Origin of the sequence: Hydrotalea sp. AMD, assembly GCF_004100315.1 — a bacterium.
Lineage (GTDB): Bacteria > Bacteroidota > Bacteroidia > Chitinophagales > Chitinophagaceae > Hydrotalea > Hydrotalea flava.
Genome location: NZ_SCKY01000007.1, coordinates 84407 through 105121, shown reverse-complemented (window position 1 = coordinate 105121; position 20715 = coordinate 84407). Strand labels below are relative to the sequence as shown.

16 protein-coding genes and 1 riboswitch are annotated in these 20715 nt (G+C 38.0%); of the genes, 10 read left to right on the top strand and 6 right to left on the bottom strand.

The genetic code is table 11. The features are described from left to right. Positions 1-9: 9 nt before the first annotated feature. The 9 genes from EO766_RS06740 (at position 10) to EO766_RS06700 (ending at position 8507) form a co-directional block, all read left to right on the top strand. Complete coding sequence (locus EO766_RS06740) at positions 10-1065, top strand: NAD(P)/FAD-dependent oxidoreductase (protein ID WP_075051536.1); 1056 nt, start codon at positions 10-12, stop codon at positions 1063-1065. A 21-nt stretch (positions 1066-1086) separates the two neighbouring features. Then, positions 1087-1419: a hypothetical protein gene (locus EO766_RS06735; RefSeq protein WP_287100812.1), complete on the top strand. Its 333-nt coding sequence runs from the start codon at positions 1087-1089 to the stop codon at positions 1417-1419. Between the two features lie 10 nt (positions 1420-1429). After that, positions 1430-1588, top strand: a complete 159-nt coding sequence (locus tag EO766_RS06730) for a hypothetical protein (protein ID WP_287100811.1) — start codon at positions 1430-1432, stop codon at positions 1586-1588. A gap of 277 nt (positions 1589-1865) precedes the next feature. Beyond that, positions 1866-3692 (top strand): aspartate--tRNA ligase, encoded by a 1827-nt coding sequence (gene aspS, locus EO766_RS06725; protein WP_218331374.1) that lies wholly within the window; start codon positions 1866-1868, stop codon positions 3690-3692. A gap of 57 nt (positions 3693-3749) precedes the next feature. Further along, positions 3750-4262: a hypothetical protein gene (locus EO766_RS06720; protein WP_075051534.1), complete on the top strand. Its 513-nt coding sequence runs from the start codon at positions 3750-3752 to the stop codon at positions 4260-4262. A gap of 45 nt (positions 4263-4307) precedes the next feature. After that, positions 4308-5573 carry a replication-associated recombination protein A gene (locus tag EO766_RS06715; RefSeq protein ID WP_025584905.1) on the top strand — a complete coding sequence of 422 codons (1266 nt, stop codon included), beginning with the start codon at positions 4308-4310 and terminating at the stop codon, positions 5571-5573. Between the two features lie 47 nt (positions 5574-5620). Then, positions 5621-6976, top strand: a complete 1356-nt coding sequence (locus EO766_RS06710; protein ID WP_218331373.1) for a M20/M25/M40 family metallo-hydrolase — start codon at positions 5621-5623, stop codon at positions 6974-6976. Positions 6977-7219: 243 nt separating this feature from the next. Next, complete coding sequence (locus tag EO766_RS06705) at positions 7220-8017, top strand: alpha/beta hydrolase (RefSeq protein ID WP_179855962.1); 798 nt, start codon at positions 7220-7222, stop codon at positions 8015-8017. 22 nt (positions 8018-8039) lie between these two features. Beyond that, on the top strand, positions 8040-8507 hold the full coding sequence (locus tag EO766_RS06700; protein WP_074419153.1) for a GNAT family N-acetyltransferase: 468 nt from the start codon (positions 8040-8042) through the stop codon (positions 8505-8507). Positions 8508-8857: 350 nt separating this feature from the next. Here EO766_RS06700 and EO766_RS06695 read toward each other — a convergent pair whose 3' ends face one another. The 5 genes from EO766_RS06695 to uvrA form a co-directional block, all read right to left on the bottom strand. After that, a complete protein-coding gene (locus EO766_RS06695; RefSeq protein ID WP_074419152.1) occupies positions 8858-9940 on the bottom strand; it encodes an efflux RND transporter periplasmic adaptor subunit in 1083 nt (360 codons plus the stop codon). Between the two features lie 63 nt (positions 9941-10003). After that, on the bottom strand, positions 10004-13243 hold the full coding sequence (locus EO766_RS06690) for an efflux RND transporter permease subunit (RefSeq protein ID WP_081298643.1): 3240 nt from the start codon (positions 13241-13243) through the stop codon (positions 10004-10006). Between the two features lie 5 nt (positions 13244-13248). Further along, entirely contained in the window at positions 13249-14619 is a 1371-nt protein-coding gene (locus EO766_RS06685) for a TolC family protein (protein ID WP_179852345.1), read from the bottom strand. Between the two features lie 79 nt (positions 14620-14698). Continuing rightward, on the bottom strand, positions 14699-15085 hold the full coding sequence (locus EO766_RS06680) for a hypothetical protein (RefSeq protein WP_074419149.1): 387 nt from the start codon (positions 15083-15085) through the stop codon (positions 14699-14701). A gap of 157 nt (positions 15086-15242) precedes the next feature. Further along, positions 15243-18161: an excinuclease ABC subunit UvrA gene (uvrA, locus tag EO766_RS06675; protein WP_074419157.1), complete on the bottom strand. Its 2919-nt coding sequence runs from the start codon at positions 18159-18161 to the stop codon at positions 15243-15245. 156 nt (positions 18162-18317) lie between these two features. Then, positions 18318-18425: riboswitch (SAM riboswitch) on the top strand. A 134-nt stretch (positions 18426-18559) separates the two neighbouring features. Here uvrA and EO766_RS06670 point away from each other — a divergent pair. Beyond that, positions 18560-19816 carry a homoserine dehydrogenase gene (locus EO766_RS06670; RefSeq protein WP_081298641.1) on the top strand — a complete coding sequence of 419 codons (1257 nt, stop codon included), beginning with the start codon at positions 18560-18562 and terminating at the stop codon, positions 19814-19816. Positions 19817-19887: 71 nt separating this feature from the next. Here the strand turns inward: EO766_RS06670 and EO766_RS06665 are convergent, their stop codons facing one another. Next, positions 19888-20715: a hypothetical protein gene (locus tag EO766_RS06665; protein WP_074419147.1), complete on the bottom strand. Its 828-nt coding sequence runs from the start codon at positions 20713-20715 to the stop codon at positions 19888-19890.

Genomic DNA, 20715 nt, shown 5'->3' with positions numbered 1-20715 from the left:
TTTTGAAAAATGGAAGTGGATTATTTAATTGTTGGGCAAGGCATTGCAGGCACTATGCTCAGTTATTATTTATTACAACAAAGCAATACCGTTACTATTATTGATAATTACAATCCGTCATCTGCTTCTAATATTGCCAGCGGTGTAATAAATCCTATTACAGGCAGAAGATTTGTAAGAACCTGGATGATTGAAACTCTTATGCCATTTGCAGTAAACGCCTATCAGGCATTAGAAAAAGAATTGAATATTTCGTTGATACAACAAACCAATTTACTCGATTTTCATTCCACGCCACAAATGCAGCTGGCATTTACCAATCGATTACCCACCGAAACTGAATATTTACGTGTTCCGGAAAATTCGCTTCAATGGAAAAAATATTTTAACTACCCATTCGGTGTTGGCGAAACCCATCCTACCTGGCTGGTGAACCTGCAACTGCTCATTCAAACCTGGCGGAAAAAATTATGTACACAGCAATTACTGATTGCAGAACATTTTAGCATAGAGGCATTACAAATCCATCCCTCTTATATTCAATATCAGGGTATTCAAGCAAAAGCTATTATTTTTTGTAATGGTACACAGGCTGCCAATTTACCTTATTTTCAAAAACTTCCTTTTGCACCCAATAAAGGAGAAGCATTGATTTTAGCAATACAACAATTACCAAGGCAACACATTTATAAACAGAGCCTTAGTCTGGTGCCCTGTCAAAACAACCTGTGGTGGGCAGGGTCTTCGTATGAATGGAATTATGAACACGCTAATCCAACAGAAGTTTTTCGTCAAAAAACCCTGCAACAATTACAGCAATGGCTACAATTGCCTTTTGAAATAAAGGCACATGTTGCTGCTGAGCGGCCTGCCACACTGGAACGAAGACCTTTTATAGGAATGCACCCCTATTTTCCGCAAATTGGCATATTCAATGGATTGGGTACCAAAGGTTGTTCATTGGCACCTTATTTTGCTAAAGTATTCAGCGAACATTTAAAGTATGGTCAGCCACTTATACCGGAGGTGGCCATCCATCGTTTCCATAAAATTTTAGCTCCCTGATTTGTTCATAAAAAATTAATATTGCAGACTATTTGCTTAATTCATCAACCCAAACGAATGAAAGTGCCTCAACCTGCAATTATTGCCAATGGTTTAGCCAATCCAATAGATATGGATATCGATACAATCACTTCCGAAAAACAATATAATATTCCATTAAAATACCGAAAAATGGAAAACCTGCACATAGTTTTCTGGCTGTTTAAAGACATTAGCTGGTGCATGTTTTGGCGCCTTAGGCATTGCCATGATTTTTCCAACCCTGATTATTTCTATTGTTATTGCATATCGGACCCGGCAATTCATGTCGGAGTTGTGCCACAATTTGGCCATAACCGTTTGGATTACTGCTAACTCTTATTGGATGATTAGTGAATTTCTCCATTTTGATGAACAAATGGTTTTACCGGGTATCACATTCAAACATCTGGCCATGATTCCCTTTAGCATTGGTATTCTTATTTTGGCCTTCTACTATTTGTATTGGAAACCCAAACACAAAAATGCATTGGATAGTTTGTAAAACAGCAATAGTCGTACTTACACACAACATTATCGGCAAAAGGCCATACAACTAACGGCATAATTCTGCATCCATCAAATCGCATTTCAGCTATATTTGCAGCCCATAAAGTTAGTTATGTTACCGGCTTTTGTAGTAGGTTCAGCTTCGTTGCGTCGCACACTGCAGCGCCTTCCTTACTGCCCGGCAACCTTCTAACAGGGGTTTACCCTTACAAAAAATAACCCATTTTAAAACATACTTTGGCAATATAAATACAAATATTAAAAAAAGAATCATGTATAGAACGCATACCTGTGGAGAATTAAACAGCAACGATGTACAAAAAAATGTAACCCTGGCAGGCTGGGTGCAAACCATTCGGAAATTTGGCAGCATCACTTTTGTAGATATCAGAGACCGGTATGGCATTACGCAACTGCTTTTTAATGAAAGTTTGAACGATACTTTAGAAGCCAATCCTTTAGGCCGCGAATTTGTAATTCAGGCAAAAGGCATGGTGCAGGAAAGAAGCAATAAAAACCCTCAATTAGCTACCGGCGATATTGAAGTAGTGGTGACTGAATTTAGCATTCTAAATAAATCGGCTGTACCACCTTTTACTATTCAGGATGATACCGATGGTGGTGATGATGTGCGCATGAAATACCGATTTCTCGACTTACGCAGAAATACTGTAAAGAAAAATTTAGTGCTTCGATACGAAGTGAGCCGTGCAACCCGCAACTACCTGCACGAACACGGTTTTATGGATATAGAAACGCCTTTCCTTATTAAATCTACCCCCGAAGGGGCCAGAGATTTTGTGGTACCCAGCCGCATGAATCCGGGACAATTTTATGCACTGCCGCAAAGCCCGCAAACATTTAAGCAATTGCTAATGGTAAGCGGTTACGACCGATACTACCAAATTGTAAAATGTTTTAGAGATGAAGATTTAAGAGCCGACCGCCAGCCCGAGTTTACACAAATAGATTGTGAAATGAGTTTTGTGGAACAGGAAGATATTTTAAACATGTTTGAAGGGTTGGTGAAACACATTTTTAAAGCAGTAAAAAATATTGACTATACAGCACCGGTTGAACGCATGTCGTGGGAAGAAGCGATGTGGCAATTTGGAAACGACAAACCCGATATTCGTTTTAATATGCCCCTGTGTAATATTAAATTTCCGGCACATGCATTTTCTGGTAAACAAAATCAGGCACATCTTATTAATGGTGCCGATTTTAAAGTGTTTGATGAAGCCGAAACCGTTATTGCCATTGCCATTCCGGGCTGTAGTGAATATACCCGTAAACAAACCGACGAATTAACCGAATGGATAAAAAGACCACAAATTGGCATGAAAGGCTTGGTATTTATTAAGTACAATACCGATGGAACACTCAAAAGCAGTGTAGATAAGTTTTACAGTGAGGATAAGCTAAAAGCCATTGCAGCCGCAGCCAATGCACAACCCGGCGATTTAATTGTATTATTAGCCGGAACAGAAGAAAAAACACGTAAGGCCATGAGCGAATTGAGGCTTGAAATGGCCAACCGTTTAGGCTTACGCAAAAAAGATGAATTTAAATTATTGTGGGTACTTGATTTTCCATTGTTTGAATATGATTCAGAAGACAACCGATGGGTTGCCAGGCACCATCCTTTCACCTCGCCCAAACCGGAAGACATTGAAACCATGATTCAACACTCGCCAGTTATTACTGATCCTGCAAAATATTTAGAGCACCCCTATGCCAATATAAAAGCCAATGCCTACGATATGGTATTGAATGGCAATGAAATTGGCGGTGGTTCTGTTCGTATTTATCAACGCCAACTCCAGGAAAAAATGTTTGATGCACTGGGTATGGATGAAGCAGAACAACAACACAAATTTGGATTTTTACTCGGTGCATTTGAATATGGTGCACCACCACACGGCGGATTGGCATTTGGGTTCGATCGGCTTTGCGCCATTTTAGGCGGCAGCGAAAGCATCCGCGATTTTATTGCATTCCCCAAAAACAACAGCGGCAGAGATGTGATGTTAGATGCCCCCGGCCCTATTGATGAAAAACAATTTAAAGAGTTACAAATAAAACTGAACCTACAGTAACCGATTCAAATAACAACACCTCAGCAGTCTGAAATATTGAAACAGTAAAAAATAAGTATGAAAATATTAAGTATTTATAGAATTCTTACCATCATTTTACTTCCCTTTGCTACCCTGTTTGGCTTTGAGAGTGTAATTTCCATTTTTGCCGGCATTGGCAATCCAACTGTTATGCTAAGTGCTGTGATATTGGCCTGTGTGGTAATTTATATTTTTGCCAGTGCTGTTTTTTTATACAAAGGCATCTTAAAAAACAGCCCTTGTAAAGCAACCTTGAAAGATTGGATTAAAATTAATGCTGCAATAGCTATTATCTTTTCAGTATTAGCCATTATATCTTGTGTTTCCATTTTATATTTCTTTTCCAACAAGGACATGTATGCCAAATTTTTAGCTGTATTAAACGAATCTAAACCAGCTAACTTGCCTGCCAACATCACTTCATCCGAATTAATGGCTGCCATGCACAATGCCATTTTAATTATGCTGCCTTTTTCTATTGTTTTATTTGTGCATATTTTAACCACCTACCAACTCATGAAAAAATATGCAGCTTTATTCTTAAAATAATTTTTTGTTGGCCATACCCTGAATATTTTTTTTTACTTTTCAGGCATGAACACAATGCCTCCTTTGGCGGAAAGAATGCGTCCAAAGTCTTTACAGGAATTATCCGGCCAACAGCACCTTACCGGAAAAGACAGTATTCTCAATAAAGCGCTGATACAAGGTTATATTCCTTCCATTATTTTATGGGGACCACCTGGCGTGGGTAAAACAACCTTAGCCAATATTATTGCTAATACTTTACAGGTACCTTACTTTCAACTCAGCGCCATTAGCAGCGGCGTAAAAGAAGTAAGAGAAGTCATTGAAACAGCCAGGCAAACCAAACGTGCCATTTTATTTATAGATGAAATTCATCGCTTCAACAAAGGCCAACAGGATGCATTATTAGGCGCTGTTGAACAAGGCATTATTACCTTAATTGGTGCAACAACCGAAAATCCTTCTTTCGAAGTTAATGCAGCTTTGCTGAGCCGTTGCCAGGTATATCTTTTAAAACCATTACAGGAAAATGATTTGTTGCAACTATTGCAAACCGCTATTGAGAAAGATGCAACTCTGCAAACCTACTCCATTCAATTAAAAGAAACCATTGCGCTATTGCAACTTTCCGGAGGTGATGCCCGAAAATTGCTCAATTTATTTGAACTGGTTATTCTATCCTCCAAAGAAAAAAATATTACAATTACCAACGAAATGGTAACAGCCATTGCCCAACAAAAAGTGGCGCTGTATGATAAAAATGGCGAGCAACACTATGATATTATTTCTGCCTTTATTAAAAGCATGCGGGGAAGCGATCCGAATGCTGCTGTATACTGGCTGGCACGTATGATAGAAGGCGGGGAAGATGTTAAATTTATTGCCCGGCGTATGGTTATTTTTGCCAGTGAAGATATTGGCAACGCCAATCCCAATGCGTTATTATTGGCCAATGCCACTTTTGATGCAGTGAATAAAATCGGATATCCGGAAAGCAGAATTATTTTAAGCCAGTGTGCCACGTATTTAGCAGGTTCACCAAAAAGTAATGCTGCATACGAAGCCATTAATAAAGCATTGCAAACAGCAAGAACTACCGGCGATCTTTCCGTTCCATTACACATTCGCAATGCCCCTACTACTTTAATGAAAAATTTAGATTATGGAAAAAACTACCAATATCCGCATTTGGGTGAAGGTAATTTTTTGAATCAGGAATATTTGCCCAAAGAAATATCTGGCACAACGTTTTATTCACCCGGAAACAATACCAGAGAAAATGAAATCAGAAAATTTTTAAAAGAACGCTGGAAAAACAAATACAATTACTAATCTTCAAAACCATCTTTCTATTTATCTTTAAACAATAAACAAATGCTATGAGAAAATTTTATTGCACCCTACTGCTTTTAGCAGTTAGCTCTTCAGCTATTTATAGCCAAACCATTATTGACCGCGATCCTGAAATTGCAGCAATGGTAAAAGAAGTATCTTCCGATTCACTACACAGTTACATTAAAACTTTAGTAAACTTTGGCACACGCAATACGCTCAGCACACAAACCAATCCTAAAAGAGGTATTGGTGCTGCCAGAAAATGGGTATTACAAAAATTCAATGAATTTGCTACTGCCAGTAACGGCCGTTTAACTGCTTTTATTGACACGGTTACGTATCATCCGGATGGAAAAAGAGTAGATAGTACCATTATTTTAGGCAATGTAATAGCTACTTTAAAAGGCACTGATCCGAACGACCATCGTGTTTTTATTATCAGCGGGCATTTAGATAATATGCGCACCAATGTAATGGATCGGGTAAATGATGCACCCGGTGCCAACGACGACGGCAGCGGTTCAGCAGCTGTAATTGAATGTGCCAGAATTATGAGCCGACATGCTTTTCCTGCTACTGTAATTTTTGTAACAGTGAGTGGAGAAGAGCAGGGTTTATTAGGTGCATACTATATGGCCAAAAAAGCCAAAAAAGAAGGTTGGGATATTGAAGCTGTACTAAACAACGATATCATGGGCAGCAACAACAGCAGCGAAACCAATATTATTGACAATACAAGAATCAGAGTTTTTAGCGAAGGATTACCGGCTTATGAAACAGAAAAACAAGCCAAACGTATTCGGGCATTAGGTTTGGAAAACGACGGTAAGGCCCGTCAGTTAGCCCGTTATGTAAAAGAAATTGGCGAAAGATATGTAGACAATATTCAGGTGGTAATGATTTACAGAAACGACCGCTTTTTAAGAGGTGGCGACCACTTGCCCTATGTTGAAAATGGTTTTGCTGCAGTAAGGTTTACTGAAATGAATGAAAACTATTACCACCAACATCAGGATGTAAGAAAAGAAAATGGCATTCAATATGGCGATTTGCCTGAATTTATGGACTATGAATACCTAAGAAAAAACACAGCCATTAACTTAGCCAACCTTGCAAATTTAGCCAAAGCACCTGCCATGCCACAAAATGTAACTGTAGAAGTAAAAAAATTAAGCAATTATACCAGCCTGCATTGGGATAAACCCGCCACCGGCAACGTAAAGGGATATTATATTTTAATGCGGGAAACTACCAGCGCTTTCTGGCAAAAGAAATTATTTACCACTGCTACCAGTGCTGATCTGCCATATTCTAAGGACAATTATTTTTTTGCAGTACAATCAGTTGGTGAAGCTGGGAATGAAAGTCTGCCTGTGGTGCCTGGTATTGAAGGAAGATAAACATTGAAGCTTCTTAATTATTTTAGTATTCAGTGGCATACTTTTATAACCAGTAAAGCGTGTGAATACCAGCCAGCAATAGATAATAGAAAACTGTTTTGAAAACTGTAGCCTATTTGCAACCAAAGTTTTAATTAATTTTATTGCCATCAACATAGCTGCATGAAAATCAACAATAGTTGCTGTTATCTTTTTTTTGTTGCATTTACCTTAACAGGTTTCATGGCCTGCAACAAAAAAAATATGGTATCCAATAATGGGTCATTAACAGCTCAAACTATCAAGAATGTATCTTATGGAAATGACCCGTTACAAAAAATGGATGTTTACTTACCTGCCGGAAGAAATACCCTCCATACCAAAGCATTAATCCTCATTCATGGAGGCGCATGGACATCAGGAGATAAAGCTGATTTTGATACCGCTATACAAACCCTACAAAACAGTTTACCCAATTTTGCATTGTGCAATATCAATTACCGTTTGGCAACCATTCAGGGAGCCAATGTATGGCCTGCACAATTATCAGATATCAACAGCGCATTTCAATTCATTCAACAGCAACAAGCAAAGTATATTATCAATGCCGGCAAATCGGCTGTATTTGGCGCCAGAGCAGGTGCTCAATTAGCTTTACTATTAGGTTATACCCATCCCAATAAAATAAAAGCAGTGGTTGATTTATTTGACCTCACTGATTTAGCTGCGTTGTATTATAATGCGCCGAATCCAACATATCCGGCACTGATATCTATTTTCATGAGTGGAACACCTGCTACTAACATACCAGGCCACATCAGTTCCAACCCGTTATATTTAGTTATCACAGCCAACCTGCCATCCACCATTATCTTTCACGGAACGGCTGATGATGTGATACCCATTAGCCAAAGTGATAGTTTAAATAACCGGCTGATTCAGTACAATATAACCCATCAATATAATCAATATGCAGGTGCAGGACATGGGTGGACAGGAGTAAACTTAATTGACACATACAACAAAAGCATCCAGTTTTTACAACAAATAATGCCCGATTAAACCTACAAAAAATAATTTTAGAATGGAAGATAGCAATAAAAGTATTGATTGGCAGATAAAAGCATTTCATACATTAACACCCGATGAATTATATAACCTGCTAAGACTAAGAAGTGAAGTATTTGTAGTGGAGCAAAATTGCGTGTTTTTAGATATGGATAATAAAGACCAATTCAGCTACCATTGCATGGGATTTGTGAATAATCAGTTGGCCGCTTATACCCGTTTAATAGCACCGGGCAAGGTATACCGATTTATGAGTATAGGAAGAGTGGTTACTGCACCAAATTTTCGTAAACAGAAAATAGGGCGTGCATTAATGCTACATTCAATTGCATCTTGCTATGAATTGTTTGGAAAAGCTCCTATACAAATTGGTGCGCAATTGTATTTAAAACAGTTTTATGAATCGCTTGGTTTTGTACAAAGCAGTGATGTATATGATGAAGATGGAATAGATCACATAGAAATGATTAAACAGCCAGATTAAATGTATGGGAATTAGCCTACTAAATAAGCATAGTGATTACCAACAGTTATAGTGCATAAAAGGATATTATATGAGTAAAGCAAGAATCCCGGGTAATTTTGTATAGTTGAAAATAAAGAAAATATATGCGTAAAAACGGATTTATCATTATACTGGCATTATTGGTGATTATTGTGTTGGGTACAGTTTTTTATACATCTGCACGGACAACCGGATGCAGCTACTGTTTTATTCATGCGCTTTGCAACCAAAACTAACATAGAATCATATACCAAATAAGATAAGTATCATAAAACATAAAGCGACCGAAAATTACTTCCCGGTCGCTTTTTATATATCAGTAATGCTATTTATGCATGAATGGTACTTCCATCTTTAATATCATCACTTGGATTACTAATTATTTCTTCACCGGGTTGTATTGCACCATACACTTCAATCTGAGTGCCATCATCATTTCCGGTATGTACATCTACTTTAACTGCTTTTCCATTTCTGACAACAATTACATACTTTCTTTCAGTAGATGTAACAACTGCTGATTTAGGAACAGACATAGCGTTCGGATTACCTTTTGTAAATAATTGCACTTCTACAAACATACCCGGAGAAAGCAGGTAATTATTATTGTATACGTCAACTTCCATCCGTTGGGTTCTAAATTGAGGATTAACATTATAAGAATTTCTGCTTACAAAACCAATATTCCTTTTTCCCGGAAAAGCACTGGTATAAAAGGCAATTGTATCTTTATCTTTAAAATGAGCAGCAATATCTTCCGGTACATCAATTTGTAAACGCAGGTGTGCTATATCTTTCAGTTCTAACATACGTTGATCTTTAATGGCTGCACTTACCAGCGCACCGGGATGCACATTTCTTTCAGTTATCACTCCGGAAAAAGGTGCAAACACTTTTAAATAGCCCAGCATGGTTTCCTGGTATTTCCAGTTAGCTTTTTCGGCATTACTTAATGAACTATCGGCTTGCACTTTGGTTCGCGCTGCAGATACATCTAATGGAGAAATAGCACCGGGTGTTTTAGCTGCTTCTAACAAACGAACATAATTTTCTTTGTCAATAGACAAATCTGCCTTAGATCGTTCGTATCTTTCTTTGGCTTGTAACATGGCTTGTTCTAATTCCGGATCTTCCAATACCATTAAAAGCTGGCCTTTTGAAACCCTGGAACCAATATCCACCAAAACACTGTTTACATAGCCATTCACTTTGGGAAAGATACTTACTTCCTGATAGGCAGCAAGTTTGGCCGGTAATTTTAATGCCACACTTACGCCACCTTTCTTTACAGTTGCTATCGTATAATGTGTGGTGGTATCTACTGTAGGCGGGTCTTTTTGCTTTTCTACTTTTTTAGAAGAGCAGGATGCAAGCATCAATAAAGTACCGAAAAGAACAATATAATATTTCATTGTGGTAAATTTTATAGTTAATTATTGAATAACATGAATTGCATATAAAATAGTTATTTTATGTTATGCGGGATTGGGTGCATGATCATCTTTTACCTCATCTTCAGGCAACAGAGATACATCCCTGAATGAAGCTTTTTGCTGTACCCATCCATATACCAAAGGCACTATGAATAAGGCAGCTACTGTAGATGCAGCCAATCCGCCTATCACCGCACGACCTAATGGAGCTGATTCATCGCCTGCTTCACCCAAACCACTTGCCATAGGTATCATACCTGCTATCATGGCAAGGCTGGTCATTAAGATAGGTCTTAGCCTGATACTGGCAGCTACTACTGCTGCTTTAAACGGATCTTTATATTCTAACCGTAAAGATTCAGCATTGGTTACAATAAGAATGGCATTAGCTACCGATACACCCGTTGACATAATAATACCCATATAGGATTGCAGGTTCAGCGTTGCACCTGTGGCCAGCAACATGAGCATGGAACCCAGCAATACTGCAGGTACAGTTGCCAATACTGATACTGCTAAACCAAATGATTGATAATTTGCTGCCAATAACAACAATATTACAATAATGGCTGCTAACAATCCACTTTGCAATGAATCTAATGTTTCAACCAGCAGCGAAGACATTCCTTTTACCTGTGTAACTAATCCGGATGGCGGTGTGCCAGATTGATGAATCGCTGCCTGCACTGCAGTAGTAGCAGCTCCTAAATCTTTTTTATAAATGTTGGCACTAATTACAACAAAACGTCTGGGGCCACTTCTGTCATATTCACCCGGTAAACTATCTACTGAAAGCGTAGCTACATCTGATAGCACCGGTCTGGCCTGTCCTTTTACCAGCGGAGTAGCCTGTAATTCTTCCAATGAATTCATGGCATATTCCGGAATTTGTACCTGTGTTTGATAGGTATAAGAGTTATTGGGATCTAACCAGAAATTTTTATTGGTATAACGACTGGAAGATGTACTGGCAGTAATACTTCGCGAAACATTATCAATGGTTAAACCCATTAACGCCAATTTTTCACGATCTACTTTTATATTGATGGTAGGATATTTTAAAGGCTCTGCAATTTGCACATCGCGCAGAAAAGGAATTGCCTTCATATTTCCCATTACCCGATTGGCATAATTCTCAATATCGGTCATATTCTTACCCGCTACGCGAACCTCAATGGGTGTTGATGCACCTTGTGCCATAATTTTCTCGGTTAATTCAATGGGCTCAAAAGAAATTTTAATATCAGGATATGCTTTGGCAATGGCATACCGTAATTTTTCTTTTAAGTTTTCCATATTCACCTTATACTTTTCATTCAAATTAATTTGAATAACGGCTTCATGCGTACCACTATTAAAAATATATAAATTACTGGTACCAAAATTACTGGGTACCAAACCTACGTAAGCAGAAGATATTTCAACATTATTATCAACTGTTGAATCAATAATATTCAAAACACCTTTGGTAGCCCGCTCTGTAACTTCTAAACGGGTTCCATCGGGTTCTCTTAACCGAAGTTGCAATTCTCCGGTGTTGGTTTTAGGCAATAAATCTTTACCTATAATCACAAAACAAAATCCGGCTGCTCCAAATGCCAATATCAAATAAACAATTACAATCAGTTTACGCTTGGGTATCCACTTGGTTAAGCGGCTGGCTAATGCCACTTTAATCCGTTGAAAGAAGTTGTCTTCTTCCTGGTGTTCTTCGTCTTCTTTGGTATGCTCAATTACTTCGGCATCTTCCTGCTGGTCTAATGCCAAACCTGCATGTGCATGTTGTTTGGTATGGCTGTATTTGTTGAACATATCTTCTTTCAACAACCAGTTTGAAATAACCGGCACCAAAGTTTGAGCACCTACATAAGATACTATCATTGCAAAAGCAATGGACAATGATAAAGGAAGGAACATGGCTCTTGGTACACCCGACATTACAAATGCAGGGGCAAACACCGCCAGGATACATAATAAAATTAATAAAAGCGGGAACGATATTTCCTGACAGGCATCTAAAATGGCTTGTTTTTTCGGCTTACCCATTTCTAAGTGCTGGTGTATATTTTCAATGGTAACCGTTGCCTGGTCTACCAATATTCCTATGGCCAAAGCCAAACCACTTAGTGTCATGATATTAATGGTTTGCCCTGCGATTTTTAAGAAGAAAACAGCACTCAAAATAGCTACCGGAATGGTAATAATTACCACCACGCTACTGCGCCAATCTTGTAAAAATAGTAGTACCATTAACCCGGTAAGTATGGCGCCCAATATGCCTTCTGTCATTAAACTTTTGGCCGAGTTAATTACAAACACCGATTGGTCAAATGCATATTGAATATGTACATCGCTGGGCAACAAACTTTGCATTTCAGGTAATTTTGAACGCAGGTCTTGCACCACACCCCAGGTTGATGCACTGGCTGTTTTTACTACCGGTATATAAACCGAACGTTTGCCATTAATTAATGCATAGTCTACCGTAATATCCGCCCCATCGGTAACTTTTGCTACATCTTTTACAAAAATGGAAGTAGCATTATTACTTACAATAGGTATATTTTCAAAATCTTTTACTTTGGTTTCCAATGAGTTTACCGAAGTAACATACATGGTACTATCTATCCGTATGTTGCCTGATGGTGAAATGGCATTGTTTTTAGCAATGGCTTCTACCACCTGATCAGCAGATAGGTTAAATGAACTTAGTTTAGTAGGATCAATATTAATTAATACGGTACGTGCATTAGAACCAAAAGGTGGTGGTGCAGACAAGCCCGGTACCGTTGCAAACAAAGGGCGTATCCGCGTAACAGCCAGATCGAAGATGTCTTTTAACGGACGTGTCTTGCTGCTAAACACTAACTCACCAACCGGCAATGAAGAGGCATCAAACCGAATAACGGTAGGTGGTAAGGCACTTGGTGGAAAGAATGCCATGGTTCTATTTACCTGCAAAGCAACCTGTGCTGAGGCTTCCGCCATATTTGCATCCTCATAAAAGGTAAGTTTAATTAAAGTTAAACCCTGAATATTTTTGCTTTCAATATTCTTGACACCATCTATATACAAAAACTGGTCGGCCATACGGGTGGCAAAAAAACCTTCCATTTGTGCGGCAGACATACCGCCATATTGTTCAATTACATAAATGGTAGGAGAATTTAGTTTAGGGAATATATCAATAGGTATGGTTCGTAAAGCCATTACTGCAAACAGCAATAACCCTGCAAACAATACAATTACCGTAATGGGCCTTTTAAGGGCTGCTCGTACCATATAAATTATTTTATTGTTTGGATGAATGAATCAATTGTTCCGGCTGCGGCAGATTTATCTAAGTTAGCCTGCAACCAGTTGGTAATGGTTTGAATATAGTCTGTTTGGCTGCGGTATAATACAAAAGCAGAGTTGGTTAAATCAATCAGATTAATTAAACCGGCATTGTATTGCGCAACTTTTTGATGATAGGCATCGCGAGCCGATTGTAACTGAATGGGTATTTCCTGCAAATTTTTCTGAATGATGTCAATAGAAGCCAATGACTTTTGATAGGCATTCGATAAATATAATTTTTGCTGTTGCAAATCATAGTCGCTGGATTGTGTAGCAAACTTGTTCACAGCCATCTGATCTTTGCGATGAATACCATCAAATAAATTATAGGTAAATGCCAAACCCAGTGCGTAGTTATACCGTTGGTACCCAAATCCGGTACCGATAGCTTTGTATTGATCCTGATAATCGATGCTGGAACCGCGACCCCAAAAACCACTTGCCAGATAAATTTTAGGCTGATAGGTTTTTTGAATCAAACGTCCCTGAGAAATATACCTGTTCTTAATCTGCTGATAATAATCTATCAATGGATTACCTAAGGTATCTATCTGATTGGTAAAATTATTTTGATTAATCAAGGTATTAAAACGATCTACTGCCGTATCTATATTTAACCGTTGCATGGGTATGCCGGTTAACATAGAGAGTTGTTCGCGTAAGCGAAGCACCACATCTGACTGATTATTTAAATTAATACGCGCTTTGGCTAATTCTGCCTTAGCTAAAGAAGAATCTACACCGGGCTTTAACCCACTGGCAGTTTGTGCTCTAATTACACTAAATAAGGTTTCATAACGCCGAACATTATCTTGTTCTACACCTAACTGTTGTATATTTTTTAATAAGGCCAGATAATAATTCGCAACATTTAGTTTCAGCAGATATGATTCTTTTGCATAATCTGCTTCACTAAATTTTTCATTGGCCTTTGCATCTTCTACACGTGCTTTATTCAATCCAAAATTATACAACTCATACTGGCTGTATATCATACCCAGATTGCCTGAAGCAGCTTGTGAATTATTATCGGCGGTTATGCCACCTGCTGTTGGAATAGCAATTCCCAAAGGAAGAAATGTTCCGGTAACACCATTGGCAGTGGCCATTGTTATCTGATCATGTACCTGAAGTGATGGCAATGCAGCATGTTTGGCATCCATAATACCCGCTTTAGCACTGGCTATTAAAGCCTGCTTACTCATAATAGATGGATAATACTGCAATGCAGAATCTGTTAATTGAGGTAATGAGTAAAATGGCTGGATTGTTTGGCCGGTAACAGTTACACTACTACCTATCCATACAACAATTAGCATACAGCCAATTATTGACTTTCTGTTTAATACAAACATATAACCTGTTGGTTTTTAAAATGAAATAAAAGAAATGATTGGTTTACATACCTACGGGTGGCCCTCTCAGCGCCAGAGTATGCTGAAAGTAAGATACAAAAGATTCCCTATATTTGCAATAGGGAATGCAAATAAATAATAGCGGAATAATGGCTAATACAAAGAAAGTAGAAGCTGCTACAGTTTCGGGCTGATAACGTTTGTTTAAACGAATATTATCTCCCCGTTGAGAACTATTGTGCGTGTAAACTGCTTTTTTAAAATATTGATGCGGCTGATAAGTTTCATGTAAATGAAGCTGTGTATAAATAATTTGATCTTCAGGTACTGCATCAAAATTAAATAGCAACTGTACCCCAAAAAAAAGTATGTACAGGATAAAAAAAAGTAACTTAACAATTAAATTATATGCTTTGTAAAAGCGATGCATGGGTTACTGCTATTTTTACTGCAAAGCTAAACAGGAACAATAAAATTTTTTGTTAGAAATGCAAAGAATAGATTAGAAGTGGATTAGAATTTTTAAATTGCAGCATATTGCATCTGATTATAGATGAAAACACAGCCAATACAAACAGTTGTAAGTATTATCCGCCTACTCTTTTATTTGTTTTCTTTGAAGTAGTTTGAATAAATTGTTTTAATTCTAATGCCAGAAAATGTCCCGTATGGCTGTCTTTTACAGTACACAAACCCTCTGGCGTTCCTTCAAATAATACTTTTCCGCCACCTGCACCACCTTCCGGACCTAAATCAATAACATGATCTGCTTGTTTAATTACATCCAGATTATGTTCAATCACCAATACAGTATTACCCCGGTTCACTAATTTTTGTAATACATCCATTAACAACATAATATCTTGAAGATGGAGACCGGTAGTAGGTTCATCTAAAATATAAAAGGTTTTACCGGTATCTTTTTTTCCTAACTCGGTTGCTAATTTTACCCGTTGTGCCTCACCCCCACTCAATGTTACAGCACTTTGCCCTAAAGTAATATAACCCAGCCCTACTTCTTGTAGTATTTTTATTTTACGATAAATCCAGGGAACAGGTTGAAAAAAATCACAGGCCTCATCTACCGACATATCCAACACATCGCTAATAGATTTGCCTTTATATCTTATTTCAAGTGTTTCGCGGTTGTACCGCTTGCCATTGCATTTTTCGCAGGGCACATATACATCAGGTAAAAAATTCATTTCAATTACACGCATCCCGCCGCCCTCACATACCTCACAACGGCCTGTTTTTACATTAAAAGAAAATCGTCCGGCATTATAGCCGCGTATTTTTGCCTCCGGTACCGATGCAAACAAGGTACGTATATCTGTAAAAAATCCACAATAAGTAGCAGGGTTACTGCGTGGTGTGCGACCAATGGGCGATTGGTCAATTTCAATTACCTTGTCTATATATTCCAACCCTTTAATGGCTTTGAAGGGCATGGGTTTTATGCGCGACTGGTAAGCATGTGCCGCCAATAGCGGATAAAGCGTTTCATTAATCAGGCTAGATTTACCACTACCACTAACACCGGTAACCAATATTAAAGTACCTAAAGGAAAATGTACCGAAACATTCTTTAAATTATTACCCGATGCACCTTTCAATTCAATCAATTGGCCAGTCCCTTTTCGTCTTGCCGCCGGTATAGGAATATGAATGCTTCCATTTAAATAACCGGCTGTGGGTGTTTGTAACTGCATTACTTCTGCAGGTGTGCCTGCAGCAACCACACTACCACCCATTTTACCGGCACGCGGTCCAATATCTATTAAATAGTCGGCAGCCAGCATAATGTCTTTATCATGTTCCACTACCAGCACACTATTACCTATATCTCTTAAATTTTGCAAAGCCTGTATGAGTCTGTGATTATCCCGCTGATGTAATCCGATAGATGGTTCATCTAAAATATAGGTAATACCCTGCAGTTGTGAACCGATTTGTGTAGCAAGCCGTATCCGTTGGCTTTCTCCTCCACTCAATGATCGGGATGGTCGGTTTAAATGCAAATAAGTTAAGCCTACGTTGGTTAAAAACCCTAAACGATCATTAATTTCTTTTAAAACATCTTTGGCAATAACGCTTTGCTTTTCGCTTAATTTTTTGGGTAGTTGCTGAAACCATTGGGTTAATAAATCCAAACTCATATCACCCAATTCTGCAATATTTTTACCATCAATTTTAAACCATAAACTTTCTTTTTTTAAACGGGCACCATTGCAGGAGGGGCAGGTTTTCAGCTCCATAAATTGCTCCACCCATTCTCTGGTAGTTTCAGTACTACCAGAAGAAGTAAACCATCTCTTCAACATAGGAATTATACCTTCAAAAGATCCGGTATATCCCTGGCTTGCTATGAATGCATCGTCTGAGGCATTCAATAAAGTATCGGCATCGTCCGGCAATTCGGTACCGTATAACAATAAATTCAGTTCAGTGTTACTGAGGGTGGCAATAGGTTTATCAATATTGATTTTATGTTTTTTTGCAAATGCAGCCATTTGCTGAAACAATTGGGTGTTTCGCTCCTGACCCAGGGGGGCAATTCCACCATTTTTCACTGAAACATTTTTATCAGGAATAATTTGCGTTAAACTAACTGAATAAATGGAACCCAGGCCCTTACATACCGGGCAGGCACCATAAGGCGAATTAAAAGAAAATGCATTGGGCGATGGCTCTTCATAGCTAATACCGGTATCCATACACATAAGCCTGCTGCTGTATTGCACTAATTTATTGGTATCATTTATCAATAAAAACATCAGATCTTTACCCATTTTTAAAGCCTGCTCCACACTTTTTGTAATACGCAAGTGCATATCCGTTGAAACCGGCATACGGTCAATTACCACTTCAATATCATGCACTTTATACCGGTCAACCTGCAGTTTAGCCGTTAAATCTTTTATCTCACCATCAATTCGTACCTTTAAAAAACCTTTTTTTCTTATTTCTTCAAATAATTCGCGATAGTGCCCCTTGCGGCCTCTTACCAATGGCGCAAGAATAGAAATTTTTTGATTGGGAAATGAAGTATAAATATGATCAATGATTTCTTTTTCAGAGAATTTTACCATCTTTTTCCCGGTTTCATAACTGTAGGCATCTGCTACACGTGCATACAACAAACGTAGAAAATCATACACCTCAGTTACCGTACCTACTGTTGAGCGCGGATTTTTATTAGTAGTTTTTTGTTCTATAGAAATAACGGGCGATAAACCGGTAATTTTATCAACTTCAGGCCGCTCCATATCGCCAATAAACTGGCGGGCATAGGCGCTAAAACTCTCCATGTAACGGCGTTGGCCTTCATTATAAATGGTATCAAAAGCCAGGGATGATTTACCACTGCCACTTACACCGGTAATAACTACCAATTTATTTTTAGGAATAGAAACATCTATATTTTTTAAATTATGTTCCCTTGCACCCATTATTTCAATAGCATCGGTAACACCGGCACCATCTGTCACTATCTTATTCTTCATTTTTTTTGCCATAAAATTGTATCAAAGATAGGAACAAGCCTTTGAAGGAATTGTTGACACGTTTTGCAACAGCATAGAAAGCTAATTCCACCCGATTAAAAAAATATTTGGAGATTTGAAACCACTTATTGTACTTTTGCGCCAGTTCTTTTTTATCACTTATCAAGAAAGGCAGAGGGAATTGGCCCAATGAAGCCTTGGCAACCCATGTTTTTATAACATGAAGGTGCCAACTCCATCCCATACCAATGGGAAAGATAAGTCAGTCAATTTTTATTTACATCCCCCTAATATATAGATGTATTATATAAAGCCTGCCTGATTTATCAATGGCGGGCTTTTTTGTTACCGGTTCTTTTGTCCAGATGATTTTTAATTAATTATAACTAGAATTTATTATGCAACATCAATCATTACACATTGGTTTATTTGGCTTTGGGGTAGTAGGAGAAGGTTTATACAAAGTATTGCAGCAAACCCCCTCATTAAAGGCCGAGTTAACAAAAGTGTGTATTAAACACCTGCAGAAAAAAAGAAATGCGCCCGACCAGTTATTTACAACCGATAAAAACAGTTTATTATTTGATGAACACATCAACGTAATTGTAGAAGTAACCGATGATGCTGAAGCCGCATTTGAAATTGTTGCTACTGCATTGCGCAATGGAAAGGCAGTGGTAAGTGCCAATAAAAAAATGCTGGCAGAACATTTACCTGAGCTGCTGCAGATACAATTGGAAACCGGTTGCTCCTTATTGTATGAGAGTGCTGCCTGTGCATCGATACCTGTAATCAGAAATCTAGAGGAATACTACGATAATGATTTGTTGCATGCCATTAAAGCTATAGTCAACGGATCTACCAATTTTATTTTAACCAAAATGTTTGAAGATCAACTGAGTTTTTCGGAAGCACTTTTACTGGCGCAACAATCGGGTTTTGCAGAAAGCAATCCTGTGTTGGATGTGGAAGGATATGATGCGGTAAACAAATGGTCGCTTTTATTAAATCATGCTTACGGAATTGTAGAGCATCCTAAAAATATTCTGTTTACAGGCATTCAAAGCATACAAACTGCAGATGCACAGGTAGCCCAGGAAAAAAAATATGAAATAAAATTAGTAGCACAAGCCAAGAAATTAAAAGATGGTAACGTATCCGCATTTGTGTTACCTCAATTTACAAAAACAGACGAACCTCTTTCATTTGTTAAAAATGAATACAATGGTGTAGTCATTGAAAGCGGCTTTGCCGACAAACAGTTTTTTTATGGAAAAGGAGCAGGCAGCTTCCCAACAGCATCGGCTGTTTTGAGCGATATTGCCGCTCTGCGCTACCAGTACAAATATGAATATAAGAAACTATACCACCACCAGCCGCATACCCTTACGCATGATTTTTACCTGAAAGTATACCTTAGTTTTACCGATTGGCACTTTATTCAAAAAGATGATTTTGAGTGGATAGAAGAATGGCATGCCGGCGAAGAAAGAAAATATTTGATTGGCGTTATTCATGCCAGTCATTTATATGGCCAAACATGGTGGAAGGAAAATGAAACCTCTTTGATTGTAATGCCCGAACCCATTATTGAAAATGTAGAAATTGTAAAATTGAAAAAAAGAAGTTTAGAACTGGCAGGTGTAAACTTATAGATAAAATCAAACATTATTCTACACTTAAAAGAGGGGAAAGTTTTAAGTACTTTCCCCTCTTAATTTACTTATTATTCTAAAATTTGTTTTACCAAATTTTGTGATGACTCTTTCACAAACCGGGTAATTATTTCACGGGTAATTAATCTTTGTGCAGTAATTTTTACATCTCCCTGTTGAACATAAGGCTCACTGCAATCATCACCCAAACAACTCACCAAATAATCGCAGGGTGCATTATTACAGGGTGAATAGTTATAGGTAAAAGAACCAATATAATCGTTATCTTTTACCCTGATTAACTTAAACTCAAGTTTTAACCCATATAAATAAATGGTATGGGCACAGTTGTGTATGTTGGTATTGATAACACCATGCCGGCCTTTGGTATGGTAACTGAATGCATTAAAGGCATAAGGCACATACTGAATATTGCTTAATTCCAGTATCAAATCCGTTTCTGTTAATTCCTTTATTTTAGAATAATCACTCACACTTTTGTCGCCCAGCACTTTATCAAACAATGCCCTGTCGCGAACCGTAAAGCCCCCTTTTAGCAACTCCTTTTCAATAGTATTATATACATTTAAATCATACAAATTGTTATTCGGATCAAAGATTCCGGAAGAGCTAATGTTATTGGCATTTGTATTTTTATCCTGTTCCAGAATCTGCTGGTTGGCATGTGGAACCCTTAATACAATACTCGGACTAACACTATTTTTAATAAAGCCCACTTTGGCGGCATTTTTTACTACTTCATCCCTATCAGCTTTGTAACTAAAAATACCGTCAAAAACAACCGGGGAAGGTGCTTTCGGAGGGGTGCTGGCTATAGCCATACACAAAAATAGAGCAATGACCAGCATTGGTGCAATAAGCGAGGTAAACCTTTTCAT